Source organism: Bacillus sp. 5B6 (assembly GCF_000259405.1).
GTDB lineage: Bacteria > Bacillota > Bacilli > Bacillales > Bacillaceae > Bacillus > Bacillus velezensis.
The window spans coordinates 3,742,501-3,765,476 of record NZ_AJST01000001.1 but is presented as its reverse complement, the minus strand read 5'-3'; the positions used below and the strand labels follow the sequence as shown (position 1 = coordinate 3,765,476).

Annotated in this window: 20 protein-coding genes, 1 tRNA gene, 3 rRNA genes, 1 other RNA gene and 1 other annotated feature (1 of these 26 running past the window's edge); of the genes, 6 read left to right on the top strand and 19 right to left on the bottom strand. The window is 46.8% G+C overall.

The features are described from left to right. Positions 1 to 10: 10 nt before the first annotated feature. From MY7_RS18080 to tadA, 13 genes are all read right to left on the bottom strand, one after another. On the bottom strand, positions 11 to 1,129 hold the full coding sequence (locus MY7_RS18080) for a toxic anion resistance protein (RefSeq protein ID WP_007615151.1): 1,119 nt from the start codon (positions 1,127 to 1,129) through the stop codon (positions 11 to 13). Positions 1,130 to 1,144: 15 nt separating this feature from the next. Beyond that, entirely contained in the window at positions 1,145 to 1,759 is a 615-nt protein-coding gene (locus MY7_RS18075) for a 5-bromo-4-chloroindolyl phosphate hydrolysis family protein (RefSeq protein ID WP_007615149.1), read from the bottom strand. A 148-nt stretch (positions 1,760 to 1,907) separates the two neighbouring features. After that, positions 1,908 to 2,102, bottom strand: a complete 195-nt coding sequence (locus MY7_RS18070; protein ID WP_007409914.1) for a sigma factor G inhibitor Gin — start codon at positions 2,100 to 2,102, stop codon at positions 1,908 to 1,910. 173 nt (positions 2,103 to 2,275) lie between these two features. Continuing rightward, positions 2,276 to 2,391 (bottom strand): 5S ribosomal RNA (rrf, locus tag MY7_RS18065). Between the two features lie 50 nt (positions 2,392 to 2,441). After that, positions 2,442 to 5,371 (bottom strand): 23S ribosomal RNA (locus MY7_RS18060). Positions 5,372 to 5,546: 175 nt separating this feature from the next. Next, positions 5,547 to 7,096, bottom strand: a 16S ribosomal RNA gene (locus MY7_RS18055). The 16S, 23S and 5S rRNA genes sit together here, the layout of an rRNA operon. Before the next feature lie 250 nt (positions 7,097 to 7,346). Beyond that, positions 7,347 to 7,610, bottom strand: coding sequence for a pro-sigmaK processing inhibitor BofA family protein (locus MY7_RS18050; protein ID WP_003150686.1), 264 nt, complete (start codon positions 7,608 to 7,610; stop codon positions 7,347 to 7,349). Positions 7,611 to 7,670: 60 nt separating this feature from the next. Continuing rightward, on the bottom strand, positions 7,671 to 7,895 hold the full coding sequence (locus tag MY7_RS18045) for a YaaL family protein (protein ID WP_007408755.1): 225 nt from the start codon (positions 7,893 to 7,895) through the stop codon (positions 7,671 to 7,673). An 18-nt stretch (positions 7,896 to 7,913) separates the two neighbouring features. After that, positions 7,914 to 8,510, bottom strand: a complete 597-nt coding sequence (gene recR, locus MY7_RS18040; RefSeq protein ID WP_007615147.1) for a recombination protein RecR — start codon at positions 8,508 to 8,510, stop codon at positions 7,914 to 7,916. Positions 8,511 to 8,524: 14 nt separating this feature from the next. Then, the gene (locus tag MY7_RS18035) at positions 8,525 to 8,848 is read right to left on the bottom strand and encodes a YbaB/EbfC family nucleoid-associated protein (RefSeq protein ID WP_029326155.1); all 324 of its coding nucleotides are present in this window, start codon (positions 8,846 to 8,848) and stop codon (positions 8,525 to 8,527) included. Between the two features lie 23 nt (positions 8,849 to 8,871). After that, on the bottom strand, positions 8,872 to 10,563 hold the full coding sequence (dnaX, locus tag MY7_RS18030; RefSeq protein WP_003150701.1) for a DNA polymerase III subunit gamma/tau: 1,692 nt from the start codon (positions 10,561 to 10,563) through the stop codon (positions 8,872 to 8,874). Positions 10,564 to 10,696: 133 nt separating this feature from the next. Next, positions 10,697 to 10,961: signal recognition particle sRNA large type (gene ffs, locus MY7_RS19460), an RNA gene on the bottom strand. A gap of 84 nt (positions 10,962 to 11,045) precedes the next feature. Further along, positions 11,046 to 11,528, bottom strand: a complete 483-nt coding sequence (gene tadA / locus MY7_RS18025) for a tRNA adenosine(34) deaminase TadA (protein WP_007615141.1) — start codon at positions 11,526 to 11,528, stop codon at positions 11,046 to 11,048. Between the two features lie 82 nt (positions 11,529 to 11,610). Between tadA and MY7_RS18020 the strand changes: the two genes are divergently transcribed. The 4 genes from MY7_RS18020 to dck all read left to right on the top strand — a co-directional run bounded on the left by MY7_RS18020 (position 11,611) and on the right by dck (position 14,886). Further along, positions 11,611 to 12,162 (top strand): isochorismatase family cysteine hydrolase, encoded by a 552-nt coding sequence (locus MY7_RS18020; RefSeq protein WP_007615139.1) that lies wholly within the window; start codon positions 11,611 to 11,613, stop codon positions 12,160 to 12,162. 71 nt (positions 12,163 to 12,233) lie between these two features. Further along, positions 12,234 to 13,517, top strand: coding sequence for a LysM peptidoglycan-binding domain-containing protein (locus MY7_RS18015; RefSeq protein WP_029326156.1), 1,284 nt, complete (start codon positions 12,234 to 12,236; stop codon positions 13,515 to 13,517). A gap of 95 nt (positions 13,518 to 13,612) precedes the next feature. Next, positions 13,613 to 14,236 carry a deoxynucleoside kinase gene (locus MY7_RS18010; RefSeq protein WP_007615135.1) on the top strand — a complete coding sequence of 208 codons (624 nt, stop codon included), beginning with the start codon at positions 13,613 to 13,615 and terminating at the stop codon, positions 14,234 to 14,236. Further along, positions 14,233 to 14,886 (top strand): deoxyadenosine/deoxycytidine kinase, encoded by a 654-nt coding sequence (gene dck / locus MY7_RS18005; protein WP_007615132.1) that lies wholly within the window; start codon positions 14,233 to 14,235, stop codon positions 14,884 to 14,886. The genes MY7_RS18010 and dck overlap by 4 nt, the downstream gene beginning before the upstream one ends. A 130-nt stretch (positions 14,887 to 15,016) precedes the next feature. Here the strand turns inward: dck and MY7_RS18000 are convergent. Next, a tRNA-Ser gene (locus MY7_RS18000) sits at positions 15,017 to 15,109 on the bottom strand. Between the two features lie 218 nt (positions 15,110 to 15,327). On the opposite strand from MY7_RS18000, the gene MY7_RS17995 reads away from it, so the two are divergent. Next, positions 15,328 to 16,473 (top strand): glycerate kinase, encoded by a 1,146-nt coding sequence (locus MY7_RS17995; protein WP_007615128.1) that lies wholly within the window; start codon positions 15,328 to 15,330, stop codon positions 16,471 to 16,473. A 10-nt stretch (positions 16,474 to 16,483) separates the two neighbouring features. On the opposite strand, the gene serS is transcribed toward MY7_RS17995, so the two are convergent. The 5 genes from serS to guaB all read right to left on the bottom strand — a co-directional run bounded on the left by serS (position 16,484) and on the right by guaB (position 22,724). Then, positions 16,484 to 17,761: a serine--tRNA ligase gene (gene serS / locus MY7_RS17990; protein WP_007408744.1), complete on the bottom strand. Its 1,278-nt coding sequence runs from the start codon at positions 17,759 to 17,761 to the stop codon at positions 16,484 to 16,486. A gap of 54 nt (positions 17,762 to 17,815) precedes the next feature. After that, positions 17,816 to 18,028, bottom strand: a binding site (T-box leader). A gap of 52 nt (positions 18,029 to 18,080) precedes the next feature. Beyond that, a complete protein-coding gene (pdxT, locus tag MY7_RS17985; protein WP_007615126.1) occupies positions 18,081 to 18,671 on the bottom strand; it encodes a pyridoxal 5'-phosphate synthase glutaminase subunit PdxT in 591 nt (196 codons plus the stop codon). Between the two features lie 21 nt (positions 18,672 to 18,692). After that, a complete protein-coding gene (gene pdxS, locus MY7_RS17980) occupies positions 18,693 to 19,577 on the bottom strand; it encodes a pyridoxal 5'-phosphate synthase lyase subunit PdxS (protein WP_003150714.1) in 885 nt (294 codons plus the stop codon). 196 nt (positions 19,578 to 19,773) lie between these two features. After that, the gene (gene dacA / locus MY7_RS17975) at positions 19,774 to 21,105 is read right to left on the bottom strand and encodes a D-alanyl-D-alanine carboxypeptidase (RefSeq protein ID WP_029326157.1); all 1,332 of its coding nucleotides are present in this window, start codon (positions 21,103 to 21,105) and stop codon (positions 19,774 to 19,776) included. Positions 21,106 to 21,257: 152 nt separating this feature from the next. Then, positions 21,258 to 22,724, bottom strand: a complete 1,467-nt coding sequence (gene guaB / locus MY7_RS17970) for an IMP dehydrogenase (RefSeq protein ID WP_007615121.1) — start codon at positions 22,722 to 22,724, stop codon at positions 21,258 to 21,260. Positions 22,725 to 22,844: 120 nt separating this feature from the next. Between guaB and MY7_RS17965 the strand changes: the two genes are divergently transcribed. Next, a protein-coding gene (locus MY7_RS17965; RefSeq protein ID WP_007615119.1) for a YaaC family protein crosses the window boundary here: on the top strand, positions 22,845 to 22,976 show its beginning. The gene runs 819 nt beyond the window's last position; 132 of the gene's 951 nt are visible here — the first part of the coding sequence; its start codon is at positions 22,845 to 22,847; its stop codon lies off the right edge, out of view.

Sequence of the window (22,976 nt, the reverse complement as noted above, 5' to 3'; positions counted from 1 at the left end):
CTTTTGCCATCTAGCCGTTATCCCGGCCGGACCTCATATCAAGCAGCTTCTTTTTTAAATCGCCTTCCATGATAACAAGCTCCTCCTCGGCACGCCTGCGTTTCATCCTGCCTTCTTCTTGAATAGACATGATTTCTTCAAGTGTGCTGACTAAGCTTTCCTGCACTTTTTTGAGGGTTTCTGCCTCAACAAGTCCGCGCTCATTGGCTTTGGCGGTCTCGACTGTACTTGTTTTCAGAAGTTCGGCGTTTTTCAGCAGCAATTGATTTGTCGTATCCGCCGCCTTCTGCTGCACATCTGCCGCACTCCGCTGCCTCATAAGCGTCAGCGCGATGGCGACTTGATTCTTCCATAAAGGAATAGCTGTAACAATGGAGGACTGAATTTTCTCTGCCAGTGCCTGATTCGTGTTTTGAATCAGGCGGATTTGCGGCGCACTCTGAAGCGTAATCTGCCTGCTCAGCAGCAGATCATGCACCCTCTTATCCAGACGGTCAGCAAACTGGCGAAGATCATTCACTTCCTGCGCGGCCATTTGATTGTGTTCTTGTAATTCGGCTTTTCTTGCCGCTTCGGGTATCAGCTTTGTTTTCAGCTCATCTATTTTTAATTCCCCCGCTGCTATATACATAGTTAAATCAGAAAAGTATTGTTTATTTTGGGCGTACAGCTGATCTAACAATTTATTGTCACTCAACAGCACATTTTTAGAATGTTCCAGCCTTCTGCTGATACGGTCAATCTGCACACTTGTCTTTTGATATTTCGAAAGCACTTCCTGTACAGAACCGGACATCCTTTTAAACAGCCGGGCGATAAACCCTTTGTTCTTCATCTGCAGATCATCAGGGTTGACCTGGTCAAGCTTCAGCATCAAATCAGCCAGTATCTGTCCCATCTCTCCTGCATCTTTTCTTTGCACGTGCTCTATCATCGTGTGGGAAAATTCCAGAAGATTCGCCTGCGCCTGTGAACCAAACAGAACAATGCTTTGCATGTTCTCAGGGTCCAGTTTTTCAGCGAGCCGAAGTGCCGCTTCTCTTTTTTCTTCCGGCAGCGTATCTGCAAGCTTTAGAGGGGTCTGGTCATTTTGGGCGCCCATGCTGTCGTCGGAACGGTCTTTGGCCATTTCCTTCTTCCTTTCTTATTTTCTCAGTGAATGCTTTGCCACATCTAATTCAAAGTGCAGGTCGTCGATGTCCTCCTTCATCAGTTCATGAAGATCTTCTTCCAGCCTTCTGGAAAGCTCTGCTAGAGTCATCCTCGTCTCACTCAAGGACATTGATAAATCTTTATTTTTTCGCGGCTGTGAGGAGAGCAGAGCATACTTTTCCGTCAGTTCCACAACAGAATCAAGCGTTTGATAATAGAAACGCTCTGCCTGATAAAAACGCTTCGGCTCTTGCTTTGTGAGCAGATATATTCGTCGGGTTATACGCAGTATCTCTGCATTCTGCTTCAGCATTTGTATACTTTTAGAGCGAAAAAGCGCCCTGCGTAATCGGATGATTTTACCCCTTGCTTCCTCAAGATTTTCCTTGATATAAACATATTCTTTTCTTGTCAGCCGGTGTTTTTTCAAAAAGAGACGCTTCGCATTCCACAGGCCGGCCGCACTGACAGCGGCTCCGCCGGCTGCCCCGTATAAAAGCGAATACAGAAAAGGCTGATGCCCTATCGTAAAGAAGGTTATCCCTGCTAATACAAAAACTGTGCTGCCGCAAAGCGTCCATTTCATATATTGAATAAACGGTTTCATACTTGATCGACTCCTATTTATTCACTTTTATCAGTATTATCTATTACATTCCATGTCTAAACAAGTTCCTCTTCTTATCGTATCAGTTCTTTTATAAAAAGTGTAAAAACTCCTCTGATTTCAGGCAAAAAAAAGACCCTTTTCAGGGTTAAGAATATAACGTCGGTGTATGAAGGCTTTTCAGTTTACGAACGAAAAATTCATAATTTGGATCAGAGGTCGGAGTGGAAACTACTTTCTTCTCACACTCTAAACATATAAATTTCGTATAAATATGGATTCCCCTGCTTTTTTTGGTTTCACACACAATACATGTTTCTTCATGGCTGGACGTTTCATTCATTTTGCCCACCTCCGTATGAATAGCCTTCCCTTAAGCTGTTGATTGTATACACAATTTGGACCTTTTTGAAGTTTGCAATTAGTATATGGGCGTTTCCGTATTTCGGTGTTTGTTTTGTTTTTATTCAAAAACAAAAAAGGCAACTCATAATGAGCTGCCTTTACCATAATATAGCTTGGCGGCGTCCTACTCTCACAGGGGGAAACCCCCGACTACCATCGGCGCTGAAGAGCTTAACTTCCGTGTTCGGCATGGGAACGGGTGTGACCTCTTCGCTATCGCCACCAAACCATTGAGAGTGTTCTCTCAAAACTAGATAACAGTAAGCATACATTCAAATTGGTTAAGTCCTCGATCGATTAGTATCTGTCAGCTCCATGTGTCGCCACACTTCCACCTCAGACCTATCAACCTGATCATCTTTCAGGGATCTTACTTCCTTGCGGAATGGGAAATCTCATCTTGAGGGGGGCTTCATGCTTAGATGCTTTCAGCACTTATCCCGTCCGCACATAGCTACCCAGCGATGCCCTTGGCAGAACAACTGGTACACCAGCGGTGCGTCCATCCCGGTCCTCTCGTACTAAGGACAGCTCCTCTCAAATTTCCTGCGCCCGCGACGGATAGGGACCGAACTGTCTCACGACGTTCTGAACCCAGCTCGCGTACCGCTTTAATGGGCGAACAGCCCAACCCTTGGGACCGACTACAGCCCCAGGATGCGATGAGCCGACATCGAGGTGCCAAACCTCCCCGTCGATGTGGACTCTTGGGGGAGATAAGCCTGTTATCCCCGGGGTAGCTTTTATCCGTTGAGCGATGGCCCTTCCATGCGGAACCACCGGATCACTAAGCCCGACTTTCGTCCCTGCTCGACTTGTAGGTCTCGCAGTCAAGCTCCCTTGTGCCTTTACACTCTGCGAATGATTTCCAACCATTCTGAGGGAACCTTTGGGCGCCTCCGTTACCTTTTAGGAGGCGACCGCCCCAGTCAAACTGCCCACCTGACACTGTCTCCCCGCCCGATAAGGGCGGCGGGTTAGAAGGTCAATACAGCCAGGGTAGTATCCCACCGATGCCTCCACCGAAGCTGGCGCTCCGGTTTCCAAGGCTCCTACCTATCCTGTACAAGCTGTACCAACATTCAATATCAGGCTGCAGTAAAGCTCCACGGGGTCTTTCCGTCCTGTCGCGGGTAACCTGCATCTTCACAGGTACTATAATTTCACCGAGTCTCTCGTTGAGACAGTGCCCAGATCGTTGCGCCTTTCGTGCGGGTCGGAACTTACCCGACAAGGAATTTCGCTACCTTAGGACCGTTATAGTTACGGCCGCCGTTTACTGGGGCTTCAATTCGCACCTTCGCTTACGCTAAGCGCTCCTCTTAACCTTCCAGCACCGGGCAGGCGTCAGCCCCTATACTTCGCCTTACGGCTTCGCAGAGACCTGTGTTTTTGCTAAACAGTCGCCTGGGCCTATTCACTGCGGCTCTCTCGGGCTTGCACCCTAACAGAGCACCCCTTCTCCCGAAGTTACGGGGTCATTTTGCCGAGTTCCTTAACGAGAGTTCTCTCGATCACCTTAGGATTCTCTCCTCGCCTACCTGTGTCGGTTTGCGGTACGGGCACCTCTCACCTCGCTAGAGGCTTTTCTTGGCAGTGTGGAATCAGGAACTTCGCTACTATAATTCGCTCGCCATCACAGCTCAGCCTTCACGGGAAACGGATTTGCCTATTTCCCAGCCTAACTGCTTGGACGCGGATATCCAATACCGCGCTTACCCTATCCTCCTGCGTCCCCCCATTGCTCAAATGGTGAGGAGGTGGTACAGGAATATCAACCTGTTATCCATCGCCTACGCCTTTCGGCCTCGGCTTAGGTCCCGACTAACCCTGAGCGGACGAGCCTTCCTCAGGAAACCTTAGGCATTCGGTGGAGGGGATTCTCACCCCTCTTTCGCTACTCATACCGGCATTCTCACTTCTAAGCGCTCCACAAGTCCTTCCGGTCTTGCTTCACAGCCCTTAGAACGCTCTCCTACCACTGTTCGAAGAACAGTCCGCAGCTTCGGTGATACGTTTAGCCCCGGTACATTTTCGGCGCAGAGTCACTCGACCAGTGAGCTATTACGCACTCTTTAAATGGTGGCTGCTTCTAAGCCAACATCCTGGTTGTCTAAGCAACTCCACATCCTTTTCCACTTAACGTATACTTTGGGACCTTAGCTGGCGGTCTGGGCTGTTTCCCTTTCGACTACGGATCTTATCACTCGCAGTCTGACTCCCAAGGATAAGTCATCGGCATTCGGAGTTTGACTGAATTCGGTAACCCGGTAGGGGCCCCTAGTCCAATCAGTGCTCTACCTCCGAGACTCTTACCTTGAGGCTAGCCCTAAAGCTATTTCGGAGAGAACCAGCTATCTCCAGGTTCGATTGGCATTTCACCCCTACCCACACCTCATCCCCGCACTTTTCAACGTGCGTGGGTTCGGGCCTCCATTCAGTGTTACCTGAACTTCACCCTGGACATGGGTAGATCACCTGGTTTCGGGTCTACGACCACGTACTCAATTCGCCCTATTCAGACTCGCTTTCGCTGCGGCTCCGCATCTTCTGCTTAACCTTGCACGGGATCGTAACTCGCCGGTTCATTCTACAAAAGGCACGCCATCACCCGTTAACGGGCTCTGACTACTTGTAGGCACACGGTTTCAGGATCTCTTTCACTCCCCTTCCGGGGTGCTTTTCACCTTTCCCTCACGGTACTGGTTCACTATCGGTCACTAGGGAGTATTTAGCCTTGGGAGATGGTCCTCCCGGATTCCGACGGAATTTCACGTGTTCCGCCGTACTCAGGATCCACTCAGGAGAGAACGAAGTTTTGACTACAGGGCTGTTACCTTCTATGGCGGGCCTTTCCAGACCTCTTCATCTACCTCGTTCCTTTGTAACTCCGTACAGAGTGTCCTACAACCCCAAGAGGCAAGCCTCTTGGTTTGGGCTGGTCCCGTTTCGCTCGCCGCTACTCAGGGAATCGCATTTGCTTTCTCTTCCTCCGGGTACTTAGATGTTTCAGTTCCCCGGGTCTGCCTTCTCATATCCTATGTATTCAGATATGGATACCACTCCATTACGAGTGGTGGGTTTCCCCATTCGGAAATCTCCGGATCAAAGCTTGCTTACAGCTCCCCGAAGCATATCGGTGTTCGTCCCGTCCTTCATCGGCTCCTAGTGCCAAGGCATCCACCGTGCGCCCTTTCTAACTTAACCGTTAAAAAGAATCACTACGTGATATCTTGCATTACTAATTGAATGTGAATTACTTCTGTTATCTAGTTTTCAAAGAACAACATCTCGAAGAATCGAATGATCCTTCAAAACTAAACAAGACAGGGAACGTTCTGTTTATAAGACCCAAGGTCTTATATTCCGTTAAAATCCTTAGAAAGGAGGTGATCCAGCCGCACCTTCCGATACGGCTACCTTGTTACGACTTCACCCCAATCATCTGTCCCACCTTCGGCGGCTGGCTCCTAAAAGGTTACCTCACCGACTTCGGGTGTTACAAACTCTCGTGGTGTGACGGGCGGTGTGTACAAGGCCCGGGAACGTATTCACCGCGGCATGCTGATCCGCGATTACTAGCGATTCCAGCTTCACGCAGTCGAGTTGCAGACTGCGATCCGAACTGAGAACAGATTTGTGGGATTGGCTTAACCTCGCGGTTTCGCTGCCCTTTGTTCTGTCCATTGTAGCACGTGTGTAGCCCAGGTCATAAGGGGCATGATGATTTGACGTCATCCCCACCTTCCTCCGGTTTGTCACCGGCAGTCACCTTAGAGTGCCCAACTGAATGCTGGCAACTAAGATCAAGGGTTGCGCTCGTTGCGGGACTTAACCCAACATCTCACGACACGAGCTGACGACAACCATGCACCACCTGTCACTCTGCCCCCGAAGGGGACGTCCTATCTCTAGGATTGTCAGAGGATGTCAAGACCTGGTAAGGTTCTTCGCGTTGCTTCGAATTAAACCACATGCTCCACCGCTTGTGCGGGCCCCCGTCAATTCCTTTGAGTTTCAGTCTTGCGACCGTACTCCCCAGGCGGAGTGCTTAATGCGTTAGCTGCAGCACTAAGGGGCGGAAACCCCCTAACACTTAGCACTCATCGTTTACGGCGTGGACTACCAGGGTATCTAATCCTGTTCGCTCCCCACGCTTTCGCTCCTCAGCGTCAGTTACAGACCAGAGAGTCGCCTTCGCCACTGGTGTTCCTCCACATCTCTACGCATTTCACCGCTACACGTGGAATTCCACTCTCCTCTTCTGCACTCAAGTTCCCCAGTTTCCAATGACCCTCCCCGGTTGAGCCGGGGGCTTTCACATCAGACTTAAGAAACCGCCTGCGAGCCCTTTACGCCCAATAATTCCGGACAACGCTTGCCACCTACGTATTACCGCGGCTGCTGGCACGTAGTTAGCCGTGGCTTTCTGGTTAGGTACCGTCAAGGTGCCGCCCTATTTGAACGGCACTTGTTCTTCCCTAACAACAGAGCTTTACGATCCGAAAACCTTCATCACTCACGCGGCGTTGCTCCGTCAGACTTTCGTCCATTGCGGAAGATTCCCTACTGCTGCCTCCCGTAGGAGTCTGGGCCGTGTCTCAGTCCCAGTGTGGCCGATCACCCTCTCAGGTCGGCTACGCATCGTTGCCTTGGTGAGCCGTTACCTCACCAACTAGCTAATGCGCCGCGGGTCCATCTATAAGTGGTAGCCAAAGCCACCTTTTATGTCTGAACCATGCGGTTCAAACAACCATCCGGTATTAGCCCCGGTTTCCCGGAGTTATCCCAGTCTTACAGGCAGGTTACCCACGTGTTACTCACCCGTCCGCCGCTAACATCAGGGAGCAAGCTCCCATCTGTCCGCTCGACTTGCATGTATTAGGCACGCCGCCAGCGTTCGTCCTGAGCCAGGATCAAACTCTCCGATAAAGTAGTTTGACTGACTACGCACATCGCTGTGCGATTTATTTAAAACTTTGAATTAACAGGTACGTTTTGTCTTGTTTAGTTTTCAAAGAACTTTGTCCGCCGCTCTTGAAGCGACTTAATTATCTTAACACATCAGTGTTAGTGCCGTCAACAACTTTTTAAAATTTCTTTTTCAAAAAAATCGTTTCGTCATCAGCGACGTATATTAGAATACCACCCTTAATCCGACATGTCAACAATAATCGACAAATTAAATGATGAAGCGTTTAATGACTATCAAAGCAGCGATGCCGGGAATCCCCAGAATCCCGCTGATGCCCGTTGTAATCAGGTTAACAGGGATATGAATACCGAGACTGCCTCCGAACAAGTTCACACCCACCAGCAAAATCGCGCCGGCAATAAACTTAATCGCAGTCACACCAATCCATCTTAAAGGTTTTGAAGATACTCCCCATAAAAAAAGCAAAGCAACCAGACCGACAATCAAACCGATAATGAAAAAAGGCTCCATGAATCTTCCCCCTCGCTTGTTTAGTACAAGCTTATGAGAAGACCCCGGAGAATAGACCTTTTACTTCCATCTGCTCATTTTCAAATTCCGCTGCTTCGCTTCTTTTAAATAGAAAAAGTATTTAGATTCAGCGACTTTCAGCTCAAACAACACCTCAGCGGAGGGCTCGAGACTTTTCTCGACCAGACTCTTCTGCCTGTTCCATTCTTCTTTTTGTTTAAAGAGCTGTTCTATCAGCTTCTCGTCAAACTCTTTTCTTAATGTATTTCTGCGAAGAAAACCCATGCCTTGCCTTTTCCTCCCTTACAATTCACGTCTTCCTTCAAGAGCTTTTGAAAGAGTGACCTCATCAGCATATTCCAAATCACCGCCGACGGGCAGACCGTGGGCAATACGGGAGAGCTTGATGCCTGAGGGCTTTAACAGCCTTGATATATACATCGCTGTTGCTTCCCCTTCAATATTAGGGTTGGTTGCGAGAATGACTTCTGTCACTTGATCATCCTGAAGACGTTTCAGCAGCTCCGGAATCTTAATATCCTCCGGGCCGATGCCGTCCATTGGTGAAATCGCGCCGTGAAGAACATGATACTGGCCGTTATATTCCTTCATTTTCTCCATTGCGATAACATCCTTAGGGTCCTGCACGACACAAATAACAGACTTATCCCTTCTTGTGTCCTCACATATATAACAAGGGTCCTGATCTGTAATATGTCCGCAAATCGAACAATATGTCAGGTTGCGCTTCGCATTTACTAATGCTTTCGCGAAATCTAATACCACGTCTTCTTTCATACCTAGAACAAAAAAAGCCAGACGAACCGCTGTTTTCGGTCCGATCCCTGGCAATTTCATAAAGCTGTCAATCAGCTTTGATATTGGTTCAGGATACTGCATGTTTATTTATCCCCCTAGAATAAACCCGGTATGTTCATTCCTTTTGTAAATTGTCCCATTGTCTCATTCGTCATGTCATCCACTTTTTTGAGGGCGTCGTTTGTTGCGGCAAGAATCAGGTCCTGAAGCATTTCGATATCTTCCGGATCAACGACTTCTTCTTTAATGGCAACGTCTACAACTTCTTTTTGGCCGTTGACTTTTACAGTCACCATTCCGCCGCCCGCTGTGCCTTCAAGCACTTTTTCAGCAAGCTCCTCCTGAGCCTTCGCCATATCCTTTTGCATTTTTTGCATTTGTTTCATCATTTTTTGCATGTTTCCCATTCCGCCACGCATATTCATCACTCTCTTTCATCTTATTAGTCTTTTATTTCGATTAAATCCGCTCCGACAAGTTTTTTCGCCTCTGCAATCAGCGGATCTTCTTCAGCCGGTTCGTTTGATCCTTCACTTTCCTGCTGGTGATCATTTAAAAATTCTTCTCTTATTTTACCCCATTGTGCTTCCGGAACGCCAATCAAATCCATTCTTTTCCCGAGCATTGATTCGAGAATCTGTTCAAGATTCGTACGGACTCCGTTATTGTCTTCTGCAACCATTTTACAATGGATTTCGTATTTAAATTTAAGCACAAATGCCTTTTGAGCAGCAGCCACCGGTTCACTGTCATTCAAAAGAGCTGCATGAGACACCTTATTCTGCTGTTTCAGGTGTGCCAGCAGCTTGCCCCAGCTGCTTTTAAGCTGTTCAAGATCAGGTCTTGTGGCTTCCTTCAATATCTCATGAATTCTTCCGACTGGAGCTTTATAATGGCTTTTTCCGCCTTTTTGAGGACGCGGAGCTTCTTTCGGAGCGCTTTCCATCTGAACCTTCACACCGGAGGTTTTCAGCCTTTCCACTTCCTGCTCAAGCTGCTGAATCTTATTCATCAGCATGCCGACCTCAGGGATATCTCCCGCGGATTGCTGTGCCGTCTGGCATATTTTCACGACAGCCACTTCAAAAAAGATTCTTGGGTGGTTCGTCCACTTCATTTCCTGATGGCTTTTATTCAGGATATCAATCATCTCATATAAAGCGGGGGCCGGTATATCACCGCTCAGATTCCGGAACGTTTCATCGACCTTCACCTTCTCCAGGACTCCTTCTAAACCGGGAGCGGCCTGGTACAAGAGCATATCCCTGAAATAGAAAATCATATCTTCAATCAGTTTGGCCGCATCTTTCCCCTGCTGGAGCAATTCATTCAATGTTTCCAGTGCCTCGGAAACCTGTTTGCGGTGAAGAGCAGATGCCAGTTTCCCAATATAGTGCTGAGAAACGGCTCCGGTAATGAGCAATGCGTCATCCACCGACAGTTCCTCGCCGCTGAATGATACGGCTTGATCGAGCAGGCTCAGCGCGTCCCTCATTCCTCCGTCCGCAGCACTCGCTATGATATCAAGGGCTCCTTCTTCCACCTTCAGCTGCTCTGCATCGACGATTGTCTTCATTCGTCCGACAATTGCTTTGGATGTAATCCGTTTGAAGTCAAAACGCTGACATCTGGAGATAATGGTTAAAGGAATCTTATGAGGCTCAGTCGTAGCTAATATGAAAATGCAATGTGCCGGCGGTTCTTCCAGCGTTTTCAGAAGCGCATTGAATGCGCCGATAGAGAGCATATGCACCTCATCTATAATATATACCTTGTAGGTGACGGCCGACGGGGCGAATTTTACTTTGTCACGGATGTCGCGGATTTCGTCTACGCCGTTATTCGACGCCGCATCTATTTCAATCACATCTGATATAGAGCCGTTTGTAATCCCCTTGCACGCCGCACATTCATTGCACGGTTCTTCTACGGGGGCGTGCTCACAGTTGACTGCTTTCGCAAATATTTTAGCTGCACTGGTTTTTCCCGTTCCCCGCGGTCCAGAAAACAGATATGCATGAGAAAATTTCTTTTGCAAAAGGGCATTTTGCAGCGTTTTCGTAATGTGTTCCTGTCCGACCACATCTTCAAACTGCTGAGGCCTAAATACTCGATATAAAGCTTGGTAACCCACAGGATGCGCCCTCCTCTGTTATTCATCATGTTTATTATACATGAACGTGCTTTTAACGCCAAAACCCGTTTTTCATATACGAAAAAACTCACCTGCCATAAACAGGTGAGTCTGAAATTTGATGATTGATTTACCGTGCACCTTCTGTCGATTCGCTACCCTAAGCGTTACTTAAGCAGTTAGCTCAGCCCAGGCAACCCTGCGGCACATGAGAGGTTTCACTTAATGCTGCTTCCTTCCGGACCTGACATGGTTCATGAATTCCCATTGCGCAGGACCCAGACGTCAACGCCACTTACTTAAGGCAGACCTTACAGTAAACGAACCTCGAGAAGGGATTCGGCCCCGCTAGAGCGGATTGCGGGTACAGGGCACCGCTACCTCCCCGCTTAGCACGGCAAAATAAATATCAAATTTTTATATGCGCACCATTCATGATGCACACATAAGTATATCTGCTTCAGGCAGAAAATGCAACCGTACTACTCAGACAACTTTTTCCTCATGTCTTTCTTTTGCCGGCGCAGCTTTCTGAAAAAAGCGCTGAGCATTTCTCCGCACTCTTCTCCGAGCACGCCGCTCACCACTTCCGCTTGGTGGTTGAACCGCTCTTCCTGCAAGAGGTTCATCAGCGTTCCTGTACATCCCCCCTTGGGATCAAATGCGCCGAATACGACCTTATCGACTCTCGAAAGCACGACGGCTCCCGCGCACATCGGACACGGCTCCAAAGTGACATAAAGAACGGCATCCTCAAGTCTCCATGTCCCCAGCTTACGGCACGCTTCATCAATCGCCAGCATTTCGGCATGGGCAAGCGACCTCTGTTCAGTCTCCCGCAGATTATGCGCCCGCGCCACGATCTCATCATGCAGAACAAGAACTGCTCCGATCGGCACTTCACCTTTCGCTTCGGCTTTCTTCGCTTCTTTTATGGCTTCTCTCATATAATATTCATCATTCATCGGTTCAAGCTCTCTTCTTAAGTTTTTTCATGTCTCATAAAGGTTAAAATAGGAATACCCCAGCAGAAAGGAGTTGCCGGTATTGTCTGAACCTAACAACACAGCCCTTCTGATTGTCGATATGATCAACAATTTTCAATTTGATATGGGCGAACGTCTTGCTGAAAAAACCAAACAAATTGTTCCCCGTATTTTATCATTAAAGAAGCATGCAAAACAAAGCAACTGGCCGATTATTTATATTAATGATCATTACGGGCTCTGGAAGGCTGATATTGATGCCATCAGGGAGGAATGCAGCAACGACAGAAGCGCCCCCATTATAAAAGATATTTCGCCTCAGCCTGATGATTATTTTCTTATTAAACCGAAGCATTCCGCTTTTTACGAAACGGCGCTTCACACCCTTTTGACCGAATTACAAGTGAACCGATTAATCATCACAGGGATTGCCGGGAACATTTGTGTGCTGTTCACGGCCAACGACGCCTATATGAGAGAATACAACATCATCATTCCGAAAGACTGCACCGCTTCCAATAACGACGAAGACAATGATTTCGCTTTGACCATGATGGAGAATGTTCTCTTCGCAGAAATAACCACGGAAAAACAAATTACCGCCGAAAAATAAACATGATCAGCCTCCTTTTTTCATATATTTGATAGCGGATATGAAAGGAGGCGTTTTTCATTCAGATCTATATAGTGAAACGGGGCGACACACTTTCCGCTATTGCGGCGCGCTACCGGACAGCCGCAAATGTCATTGCGGAAGCAAATAAACTGCCTAATCCAAATACATTGGTTGTCGGACAAACCCTTGTCATCCCGATTGAGGGTCAATATTACGAAGTGAAACAAGGTGATACTCTCGCGGCAATCGCCGGCCGTTTTCATATATCGGCCGCGGAGCTTGCGAGGGTGAACGGAATTCAGCCCGGCACCACATTGAGAGTCGGAACCCGCCTTTACATTCCGCAGCAGGCGAATAAGCCCGATATCGAATCAAATGCATATATAGAACCGCGGGGAACGAGCGTAAGCGCTAATCTGCAGCAGGCGGCAAGGGAGGCCTCTCCTTATTTAACATACCTCGGCGCATTCAGTTTTCAAGTGCAGCGGAACGGGACTTTAAAGGAACCGCCCCTGACCAATTTAAAAAGCATCAGTGACAGGCACAACACCACACTGATGATGATCATCACCAACCTTGAAAATGACGCATTCAGCGATGAACTCGGGCGGCTCATCTTGAATGACAATACAGTGAAAACAAAACTCTTCCAGGAAATCGTCTCCACGGCTAAAAAGTACGGCTTTCGTGATATTCACTTTGATTTCGAATATTTACGTCCACAGGACAGAGAAGCCTACAATCGTTTTTTACGTGAAGCGAGGACGATTTTTCATCGGGAAGGCTGGAAGATTTCAACGGCGCTTGCTCCGAAAACGAGCGCGACTCAGGCCGGCAAATGGTACGAAGCACATGACTATAGGGCACATGGAGAAATCGTCGATTTTGTCGTAATCATGACATATGAGTGGGGATACAGCGGAGGCCCGGCTCAGGCCGTATCACCTATCGGCCCTGTAAGAAATGTCATTGAGTACGCGCTGACGGAAATGCCTTCTTCAAAAATCGTCATGGGCCAGAACATGTACGGCTACGATTGGACACTGCCTTTTAAACAGGGAACGACAGCCAAAGCCGTCAGTCCTCAGCAGGCAATCGCTCTGGCAGCACGCCATAAAGTCGACATTCAATATGACGAAACCGCCCAGGCTCCATTCTTTCGTTACACGGATGAAAATCAGAGACGGCATGAAGTATGGTTTGAAGACGCACGATCCATTCAAGCGAAATTCAATTTAATTAAAGAACTTCATTTAAGAGGAATCAGCTATTGGAAACTCGGCCTCTCCTTCCCGCAAAACTGGCTTTTGCTCGGTGATCAATTTCATATTGTGAAAGAGACGTTTCGTTAATTGGAAGCGTCTTTTTTCATGGGCTTTTCTGAGAGTGTGATACAATATAAAGGCCGGCAGCTGACGGATGTTTGCAGAATTAAGGAGGATTTTCAATGAACAGAGCCCCTTTTATCGCGGTAGAAGGTCCTATCGGGGCAGGAAAAACGACACTCGCTACGATGCTTTCTGAAGAGCTCGGTTTTCCTATGATTAATGAGATTGTGGAAGACAACCCTTATCTCGATAAGTTTTATGACAATATCGAGGAGTGGAGTTTCCAGCTTGAAATGTTTTTTCTATGTCACAGGTATAAACAGCTTGAAGACACCGACCGAGATTATTTAAAACAAGGACAGCCCGTTTTGTCCGATTATCATATTTATAAAAATGTTATTTTCGCAGAGCGTACATTGCACGGCCAAAAGCTTGAGAAATATAAGCAGATTTATCATCTGCTTACTCACGACCTGCCGAAACCGAATGTTATTGTATACATAAAGGCAAGCCTGCCGACATTGCTTCAACGCATTGAAAAACGCGGGCGCCCGTTTGAGAAAAATATCGAACATCAATATCTGGAACGTCTCATTGCAGATTACGACACAGCCATCAGACAGCTTCAGGAAGAAAATCCGGATATATCTGTACTGACCATTGACGGTGATACTGAAGACTTTGTTTTGAATAAGACAGACTATGAAAGAATTGCCCGTCAGGTAAAGGAGCTTATTAAATGAAAGACATTCATATTCCAAACAACGCCATTATAACAGTAGCAGGAACGGTAGGAGTCGGAAAATCGACTTTGACCAAAGCTTTAGCAAAACGGCTCGGGTTTCATACCTCACTTGAGGAAGTGGATGAAAACCCTTATTTAGAGAAGTTTTATCACGATTTTGAACGCTGGAGCTTCCATTTGCAAATTTATTTTCTGGCTGAGCGGTTCAAAGAGCAGAAAAACATGTTTGAATCAGGCGGCGGATTCGTGCAGGATCGTTCGATTTATGAAGATACAGGCATATTCGCAAAAATGCATGCCGATAAAGGAACCATGTCGCTGACAGATTACACAACATACACAAGCCTATTTGAAGCGATGGTCATGACGCCGTACTTCCCGCATCCTGATGTTTTGATCTATTTAGAAGGCGACCTTGAAAACATTATAAACCGGATTGAAAAGCGGGGCCGCGAGATGGAGCTGCAGACAAACCGCTCTTATTGGGAAGAGATGTATACACGGTACGAAGACTGGATCAGCGGTTTTAACGCCTGCCCTGTGCTGAAAGTACGCATTGAAGATTATGACCTTGAAGCTGATGAACAGTCACTGGAACCTTTGATCGAAAAAATCAGTCACGTGATCAACGAAAACAGAAATAAATGAAAATAGCAAAGCGATTTTCCCCGAACAGAGAAAATCGCTTTTTTTGCATATAAAAAATCCGCTGCATCACATGCAGCGGACAAAACAATCTCCATTATATGCTCGAGTTTCATTAGGTTTAAAATCAATATGGCGGAGGAAGAGGGATTCGAACCCCCGCGGGCTTTGACACCCCTGTCGGTTTTCAAGACCGATCCCTTCAGCCAGACTTGGGTATTCCTCCGTATCGACATTTAATAATATACCACATGACCTAAATTTCAGTCAAGCGCTTTTTCATATTTTTTATTTCTTTTTCTTAAACGGCTTGTCCGTCAGCTTTACTATCATACAAAAGTCTTGCGTCCAATTCAACCTCAGTATGCCATACGGGCAGGAAATCACAGTAAAAATCAAGAATAGATTCAAACAGATAACCTGCTCATAAAGGTGGAGAACATAATGAAAATCATTATTGCACCGGATTCTTTCAAAGAAAGCATGACATCAAAAGAAGCCGCTGACAGCATAGAAAAAGGATTCAAAGCGGTCTTCCCTGACGCGGAATATATTAAGATACCCGCGGCCGACGGCGGAGAAGGAACCGTTCAGGCTTTGACGGATGCCACTGGCGGAAGCATCATCAAAAAAACTGTGACCGGTCCGTTGGGAACACCGGTAAATGCCGCATATGGACTTCTGGGAGACGGACGCACGGCAGTCATTGAAATGGCAGAAGCATCGGGGCTTCATCTCGTTCCCCGCCATCTCAGAGATCCGTTGAACACAACGACAAGAGGAACGGGTGAACTGATAGCAGATGCAGCTTCCCGCGGGGCGGGTGAGATCATCATCGGGCTTGGCGGGAGCGCAACCAATGACGGCGGAACAGGAATGGCGAGCGCGCTCGGTGTGCGTTTCTTAAATGAGGAAGGTCAGGAGATACCTGACGGCGGAGGCGCTCTGCACACCCTAGCTTCTATTGATATAAGCGGTCTCTCCCCTGAACTGAAACATATCCGTATCCGTGCCGCATGTGATGTCGAAAATCCCCTGACCGGCGAAAACGGTGCGTCATTTGTCTTCGGCCCGCAAAAAGGGACGTCCGAGAAGACTAAAGTTGTATTGGATCGCAACTTACGCCATTTCGCTGATGTATTGAGACGTCAGCACGATATCGAAGCGGATACCGTAAAAGGCGCGGGCGCCGCGGGAGGTTTGGGCGCCGGACTGATCGCTTTCTTACAGGCAGAACTCCAAAGCGGGATTGATGTTGTATTAGATACACTGTCCTTCTCAGATCAGATAAGAGGCGCTGACCTTGTCATTACCGGAGAGGGGCAGATAGACGGACAAACGATATTCGGCAAAACCCCCGCCGGGATCGCCGCACGCGCATCTGCTCAAGAAATTCCCGTTATCGCATTGGCAGGCTCCTTAGGCAAAAATTTCGAGCATGTTTACAGCGCAGGAATAACAGCTGTATTTTCTATCGTGCCCGGCGCTGTAAGTCTTGAAGACGCCTTAGCATCCGGCCGTTTTAACCTTGAAAGCACAGCCCGGAATACCGCCGCTCTATACCGGGCAGCAAAAAAGGCGCGCCTCTAGGGCGCACCTTTTACGGTTTGATGACTTCTTTATTTCCCATATAAGGACGAAGCACTTTCGGAATGATGACACTTCCGTCTTCCTGCTGGTAGTTTTCTAAGATGGCAGCTACTGTTCTGCCGACTGCAAGGCCTGAACCGTTTAATGTATGCACATGCTCCGGCTTGCCTTTCGCTTCGCGTCTGAATCGAATGTTTGCGCGTCTCGCCTGGAAGGCCTCAAAGTTACTGCAAGAAGAAATTTCACGGTATGTGTCTTGGCTCGGAATCCATACCTCAATATCGTACTTTTTCGCGGCTGTAAAGCCGAGATCACCGGTACACATACTCATGACACGATACGGCAGTTCGAGCAGCTGAAGCACCCGCTCGGCTTGATTTGTCAGTTTTTCAAGTTCCTCATAAGAATCTTCCGGCTTCACGAATTTCACAAGCTCAACCTTGTTGAACTGATGCTGGCGGATCAAACCGCGTGTATCACGGCCGGCAGATCCCGCTTCTGAACGGAAGCAGGCGCTGAATGCGGCATAATTGATCGGCAGGTTCTCACCGGATAAGATTTCATCGCGGTGCATATTTGTAATCGGCACTTCCGCCGTCGGAATTAAGAAATAATCCTCTTCTCTGATTTTAAAAGCATCCTCTTCAAATTTAGGAAGCTGTCCCGTACCTGTCATGCTCGTACGGTTTACCATATAAGGAGGAATGACTTCTGTGTAATCATATTCATCAACGTGAAGATCCAGCATAAAGTTGTAGAGCGCGCGTTCGAGGCGGGCGCCTAATCCTTTATAAAACACAAACCGGCTGCCTGTTACTTTTGAAGCGCGTTCGAAATCAAGAATGTTTAAATGGTCTGCGATATCCCAATGCGGTTTCGGCTCATATGAAAATGCCGGCGCCTCTCCCCACTTGCGAATTTCAATGTTATCATCTTCCGTTTCCCCGACGGGCACTGAATCGTGCGGGATGTTCGGAATAGACAGAAGGATGGTTTCGAGCGTCGTTTCGACAGTACGAAGCTCTTCATCAAGCTTCTTAATTTCTTCGCCCACTTCACGCATCTCTTTAATAATATGATCAGCGTCTTTTTTCTCCCGTTTCAAAACGGCGACCTGCTGAGACACTTCATTGCGTTTTCCCTTCAGTTCTTCTACTTTACCGATAAGCTCTCTTCTCTTTTCGTCCAGCTCTTCAAACTTGTCAAAGTCAGATAAGTCTTCGCCTTTTGGAATGAGCTTCGCTTTTACCTCTTGAAAATTGGCTCTCAGCACCTTCGTATCAATCATGCCTAACAACTCCTATCTGTTTTTATCGAAAATAAAAAAGAGCCCTCATCCCCTAGAAGGGACGAGAGCTCTCGCGTTGCCACCCTGATTGAAAACAAGCTCACACTTGCTTCCCGCTTTAACACATAACGGTTTTCCCGTAAATGCCTACTTGTTTTCAGCATTTCGCTCAAGGACGGATTCGGACAGCATCTTTCACCGATTCGCACCACCCATCGGCTCTCTTTGAAAGAGGGGCTCCCTACTGCTTCCTGTCAACGCTTTTCGATCTTTATTTGTGTTTATAATGTACTATAAGTATCAGCGGTTTTCAACTGTTTTATACAGCTGTTTCCTGCTTATGCTTTTCCGCCATCTTCACAAACAGCTCTGTCACCCGGTGATCATCCGTCAGTTCAGGATGGAACGAGCAGCCGAGGAAATTCCCCTGCTTTGCAGCCACGATGCGTCCGTTATGCTCACAGAGCACTTCAACATCTTCTCCGGCTTCTAAAATATGCGGCGCGCGAATAAATACACCCGTAAACGGCTCATCAAGGCCTTTAATCGTCAGATCAGCTTCAAAGCTGTCGACCTGACGGCCAAAGGAATTACGCTCGACGACAACGTTCAACAGCCCTAGATGAGCGTTATCCGTTCCCGCTATCTCTTTGGCTAAAATAATCAGACCGGCGCATGTGCCGAACATCGGCTTGCCTTGGGCGGCAAACTCGCGAAGCGGCTCCATAAAATGATACGTATCCATTAAACGCCGCATCGTCGTGCTTTCCCCGCCCGGCAGGATTAAGCCGTCGATGTCATTCAGCTGTTCAGGACGCTTAATGACGACACCTTTTGAACCACATGCTTCAATTGAACGAATATGTTCTCTTACTGCTCCTTGAAGTCCAAGTACACCAATTGTTAACATGCTTCCAACTCTCCTATGGTTTTACCAGCCGCGTTCTTGCATACGCTGTTCCGGCAATAGATTTGAGATTTCGATGCCTTTCATTGCTGTGCCTAATTCTTTAGAAAGCTCAGCGATCAGTTTGTAGTCTGTGTAATGAGTCGTTGCTTCAACAATTGCTTTGGCGAATTTAGCAGGGTTGTCTGATTTGAAAATACCTGAACCGACAAATACGCCGTCAGCGCCAAGCTGCATCATCAATGCCGCGTCAGCAGGCGTCGCTACTCCGCCGGCAGCAAAGTTCACTACAGGCAGTTTGCCGTCACGCTTGATTTGAAGAAGCAGTTCATAAGGAGCGCCGAGGTTTTTAGCTTCAGTCATCAGCTCATCATCGCTCATCGCAACAACTTTGCGCACTTGCGCGTTTACTTTTCTCATATGGCGGACAGCTTCCACAATGTTTCCTGTTCCCGGTTCGCCTTTTGTACGAAGCATGGAAGCTCCTTCGGCGATACGGCGCGTTGCTTCGCCGAGATCACGGCAGCCGCATACGAACGGGACTGTATATTCATTTTTATTTAAATGAAATTCTTCGTCAGCCGGAGTCAGAACTTCACTTTCATCGATGTAATCTACTCCCATTGCTTCAAGGACACGCGCTTCAACGATATGTCCGATACGCGCTTTTGCCATTACGGGAATGGATACAGCATTCATTACTTCTTCAACGATTGTCGGATCAGCCATGCGGGCAACACCGCCGGCAGCGCGAATATCAGCCGGAACGCGTTCTAACGCCATTACGGCAACAGCTCCCGCCTCTTCCGCAATCTTCGCTTGTTCAGCATTTACAACGTCCATGATGACGCCGCCTTTTTGCATTTCCGCCATGCCGCGTTTTACACGATCAGTACCTGTTTGAGCCATTATTTGGTCCCCCTAGTCAATGTATAGTTAGATAATTTCTATCTCTTATTGTATCCCAGAAATACAATATTTCATATGGGTATTCTTATTTTACAGCGAGATGAATAAGATAGATATCATTTTTTACTAATAATTTGGTTTTTTCAGTATATTAAGCAAAAGAGCCCTAACTTTCATCAGAGCTCTTTCTTATTTCTTAAAACCAGCCTGTTACCGTGTCAACGGCGCTGTTCCAGATTCCGGAGAAGAATCCGCCGATGCCGCGCATCATCTGAACAAACCAGTTTGCTTTATCAACATCATTTTTCGTTACAAGATTCACGCTGAACTCTTTGGATTTGAGGAAGCCATAGTCTTTGTCACTGCCTTTGTATGTAACTGTCAGCGTTCCGACTTTCGTTCCCTTTTTCACAGGAGCCGTGATTTCTTTTTTATCTAAAGTCACTTCGGCTTTATAATTCTTTTCATCCCCGCTTTTCACAGGAATAGAAAGCGCCTTGTCAGTAACAATATCGACTTGCTTGTCTTTCCCTTTTTCAACGTCAATCGTTTCGTGCCCTTTTACTTGAGAGCCTTCAGGGTAAAGATCTTTCATTGAGAAATTGCTTTTAAATGCGTAATCGAGCATTTTTTTTGTTTCATCAAAACGTCCGGTATGCAGGTTGCCTTTTGCGTTTAATACAACGGTGATGACCCGCATTCCGTTCCGCTGTGCTGTGCTTGTAAAACAAGATCCCGCAGAATCGGTAGAACCCGTTTTTAAGCCGTCAACGCCAGGGTATTCAGAAACAAGACCTTTTAACATGAAGTTCCAGTTCGGCATGTCCATTTCATCATCAGTGCCGGCTCTGAATTTCGTCTTAGCAATGCTTGTTGTTTTGAGAACTTCCGGATAATCAGTGATCAGGCGGTCTGCAAGAAGCGCCATGTCTTTAGCAGAAACTTCACTCTCTTCTTTAACGCCTTCTCCTTGCGGCTGCTTGCCGTGAAGGTCTTCATTCACAAGCCCGGTGGCATTTTTAAAATCATAGTTTGTCATGCCTAATTCTTTGGCTTTCGCATTCATTTCAGCGACAAATTTCGTTTCAGTTCCGGCAAGAATTTCGGCAACTGCAATCGCGGCTCCGTTGGCAGAGTAAATCGCCATAGCCTGATACAGTTCTTTAACCGTGTATTTGCCGTCTTTTCGAAGGGGGACGTTTGATAAACTGTTGTCTTGAGAAATTTCATAGACATAATCATCAGGAGTATACGTTTGATCCCATTTCACTTTTCCTTCTTTAATAGCTTCCAGAAGCAGATATTCAGTCATCATTTTTGTCATACTGGCAATCGGCAGTCTTTTGTCTGCATTTTTACTGTATAAAATTTTTCCTGATGAAGCCTCAATCATTATCGCAGCTGATGCGTTGACATCAATCGGGTCATTGCCGGCTGCCTCCGCTTTAGACATTGGAACAAAGCAAGTTGCGGCCAGTGCCAGTACCACTAATGACACCAACAGCTGTTTCCATTTCGTGATGTTCAATCTTACGACCTCCGTCATTCATTTTAAATCTATAATTAAGCCGTTAAGGACATATTCAAATTCAAAACACAACAGTATAAATTTTATCACACTCGATATAAAAAAAATAGACAGAGTCAGCGACCCTGTCAAATGTTTTTTATTTGTAACAATTATGAGATTGTGTAGTTTGGTGATTCTTTCGTAATTTGGACATCATGCGGATGACTTTCGCGAAGACCGGCACCTGTCATACGGATGAATTGAGCCTCTTCTCTTAAAGCGCGCAAGTCTTTTGAACCGCAATATCCCATACCTGAACGAAGACCGCCGACAAGCTGATACACTGTTTCTTCTACAGGACCTTTGTACGGAGTCCGTCCTTCGATACCTTCAGGGACGAATTTCTTATTTTCTTCTTGGAAATATCGGTCTTTACTGCCTTTTTCCATGGCAGCGACAGAACCCATACCGCGATACACTTTAAATCTTCTGCCTTGATAGATTTCAGTCTCTCCCGGGCTTTCTGAAGTACCTGCAAGCAGGCTTCCGAGCATTACGGCATGTCCGCCTGAAGCCAACGCTTTTGTAATATCTCCGGAGAATTTAATACCGCCGTCTGCGATAATTGTCGCGCCGTGTTTTCTCGCTTCAGTGGCACAATCATAAATGGCAGTGATCTGCGGTACGCCTACACCTGCAACGACGCGTGTCGTACAGATAGAACCAGGTCCGATTCCCACTTTGACAATATTTGCTCCGGCTTCAATCAGAGCTTTTGTCGCTTCAGCCGTTGCAACATTTCCTGCGATAATGTTCAGTTCAGGATATGTTTCACGGATTTTCGCAACTGTGTTCAGTACGCCTCTGGAATGTCCGTGAGCCGTATCAACCACGATAACGTCGACATTCGCTTCAACAAGCTTGCTGACGCGTGTCATTGTATCGCCTGTCACGCCTACCGCAGCGCCGACAATAAGGCGTCCGTGTTCATCTTTAGATGAATTCGGGAATTCGATAACCTTTTCAATATCTTTGATCGTGATAAGACCTTTTAATTTGTTTTGGTTATCCACTAACGGAAGTTTTTCAATTTTATGTTTCTGTAAGATTTTTTCTGCTTCGTCTAATGTGGTTCCCACAGAAGCCGTAACCAGCTCTTCTTTTGTCATGACATCACTGATTTTCATTGAATAATCAGAGATAAAGCGAAGATCACGGTTTGTAATGATACCGACAAGCTTTTGATCGTCTTTATTATCTACGATCGGAACACCGGAAATTCTGTATTTCCCCATCAAATGCTCCGCATCGAATACTTGATGATCAGGTGTTAAAAAGAAGGGATTTGTAATAACGCCCCGTTCAGAACGTTTGACTTTGTCAACATGTTCAGCCTGCTGTTCGATGGACATGTTTTTATGGATAATGCCCAAGCCGCCCTGTCTGGCCATCGCAATCGCCATAGCTGATTCTGTTACTGTATCCATTCCCGCACTGATGACAGGAATGTTAAGCTTTAACGTCTTTGTCAGTTCAACAGATAAATCCACATCACGCGGAAGTACGTCTGATTGAGCCGGTACGAGCAGTACATCATCGAACGTTAAGCCTTCTTTTGAAAATTTACTTTCCCACATTAGTAAATCCCCCTCTTTTCGGCAAAATATTATATGTAGATTATCAACTAGAAAACAGCATGTCAAGGAAGCGAAAAAGAGTTGAAATATTTAGATAAAGGAAAGGGTTTAAAAATACATATGAGAGATCATGAGTGGAAAGAGTTATCATTATTTTATTCTGTAGAATCTTCCCAGAAATTTCTAAATAAAGTCTATACAGAAAGCGGCATGGAAGAACCAAAACGATATGCGTTTAAGAACAGTGAGCGC

What these genes read in the sequence shown, in the direction of transcription:
- MY7_RS18080 (WP_007615151.1), bottom strand. Translation starts at nt 1,129, where the DNA reads ATGGCCAAAGACCGTTCCGACGACAGCATGGGCGCCCAAAATGACCAG.
- MY7_RS18075 (WP_007615149.1), bottom strand. Translation starts at nt 1,759, where the DNA reads ATGAAACCGTTTATTCAATATATGAAATGGACGCTTTGCGGCAGCACA.
- MY7_RS18070 (WP_007409914.1), bottom strand. Translation starts at nt 2,102, where the DNA reads ATGAATGAAACGTCCAGCCATGAAGAAACATGTATTGTGTGTGAAACC.
- MY7_RS18050 (WP_003150686.1), bottom strand. Translation starts at nt 7,610, where the DNA reads ATGGAGCCTTTTTTCATTATCGGTTTGATTGTCGGTCTGGTTGCTTTG.
- MY7_RS18045 (WP_007408755.1), bottom strand. Translation starts at nt 7,895, where the DNA reads ATGGGTTTTCTTCGCAGAAATACATTAAGAAAAGAGTTTGACGAGAAG.
- recR (WP_007615147.1), bottom strand. Translation starts at nt 8,510, where the DNA reads ATGCAGTATCCTGAACCAATATCAAAGCTGATTGACAGCTTTATGAAA.
- MY7_RS18035 (WP_029326155.1), bottom strand. Translation starts at nt 8,848, where the DNA reads ATGCGTGGCGGAATGGGAAACATGCAAAAAATGATGAAACAAATGCAA.
- tadA (WP_007615141.1), bottom strand. Translation starts at nt 11,528, where the DNA reads ATGAATGATGAATATTATATGAGAGAAGCCATAAAAGAAGCGAAGAAA.
- MY7_RS18010 (WP_007615135.1), top strand. Translation starts at nt 13,613, where the DNA reads ATGAACAGAGCCCCTTTTATCGCGGTAGAAGGTCCTATCGGGGCAGGA.
- dck (WP_007615132.1), top strand. Translation starts at nt 14,233, where the DNA reads ATGAAAGACATTCATATTCCAAACAACGCCATTATAACAGTAGCAGGA.
- MY7_RS17995 (WP_007615128.1), top strand. Translation starts at nt 15,328, where the DNA reads ATGAAAATCATTATTGCACCGGATTCTTTCAAAGAAAGCATGACATCA.
- serS (WP_007408744.1), bottom strand. Translation starts at nt 17,761, where the DNA reads ATGATTGATACGAAGGTGCTGAGAGCCAATTTTCAAGAGGTAAAAGCG.
- pdxT (WP_007615126.1), bottom strand. Translation starts at nt 18,671, where the DNA reads ATGTTAACAATTGGTGTACTTGGACTTCAAGGAGCAGTAAGAGAACAT.
- pdxS (WP_003150714.1), bottom strand. Translation starts at nt 19,577, where the DNA reads ATGGCTCAAACAGGTACTGATCGTGTAAAACGCGGCATGGCGGAAATG.
- guaB (WP_007615121.1), bottom strand. Translation starts at nt 22,724, where the DNA reads ATGTGGGAAAGTAAATTTTCAAAAGAAGGCTTAACGTTCGATGATGTA.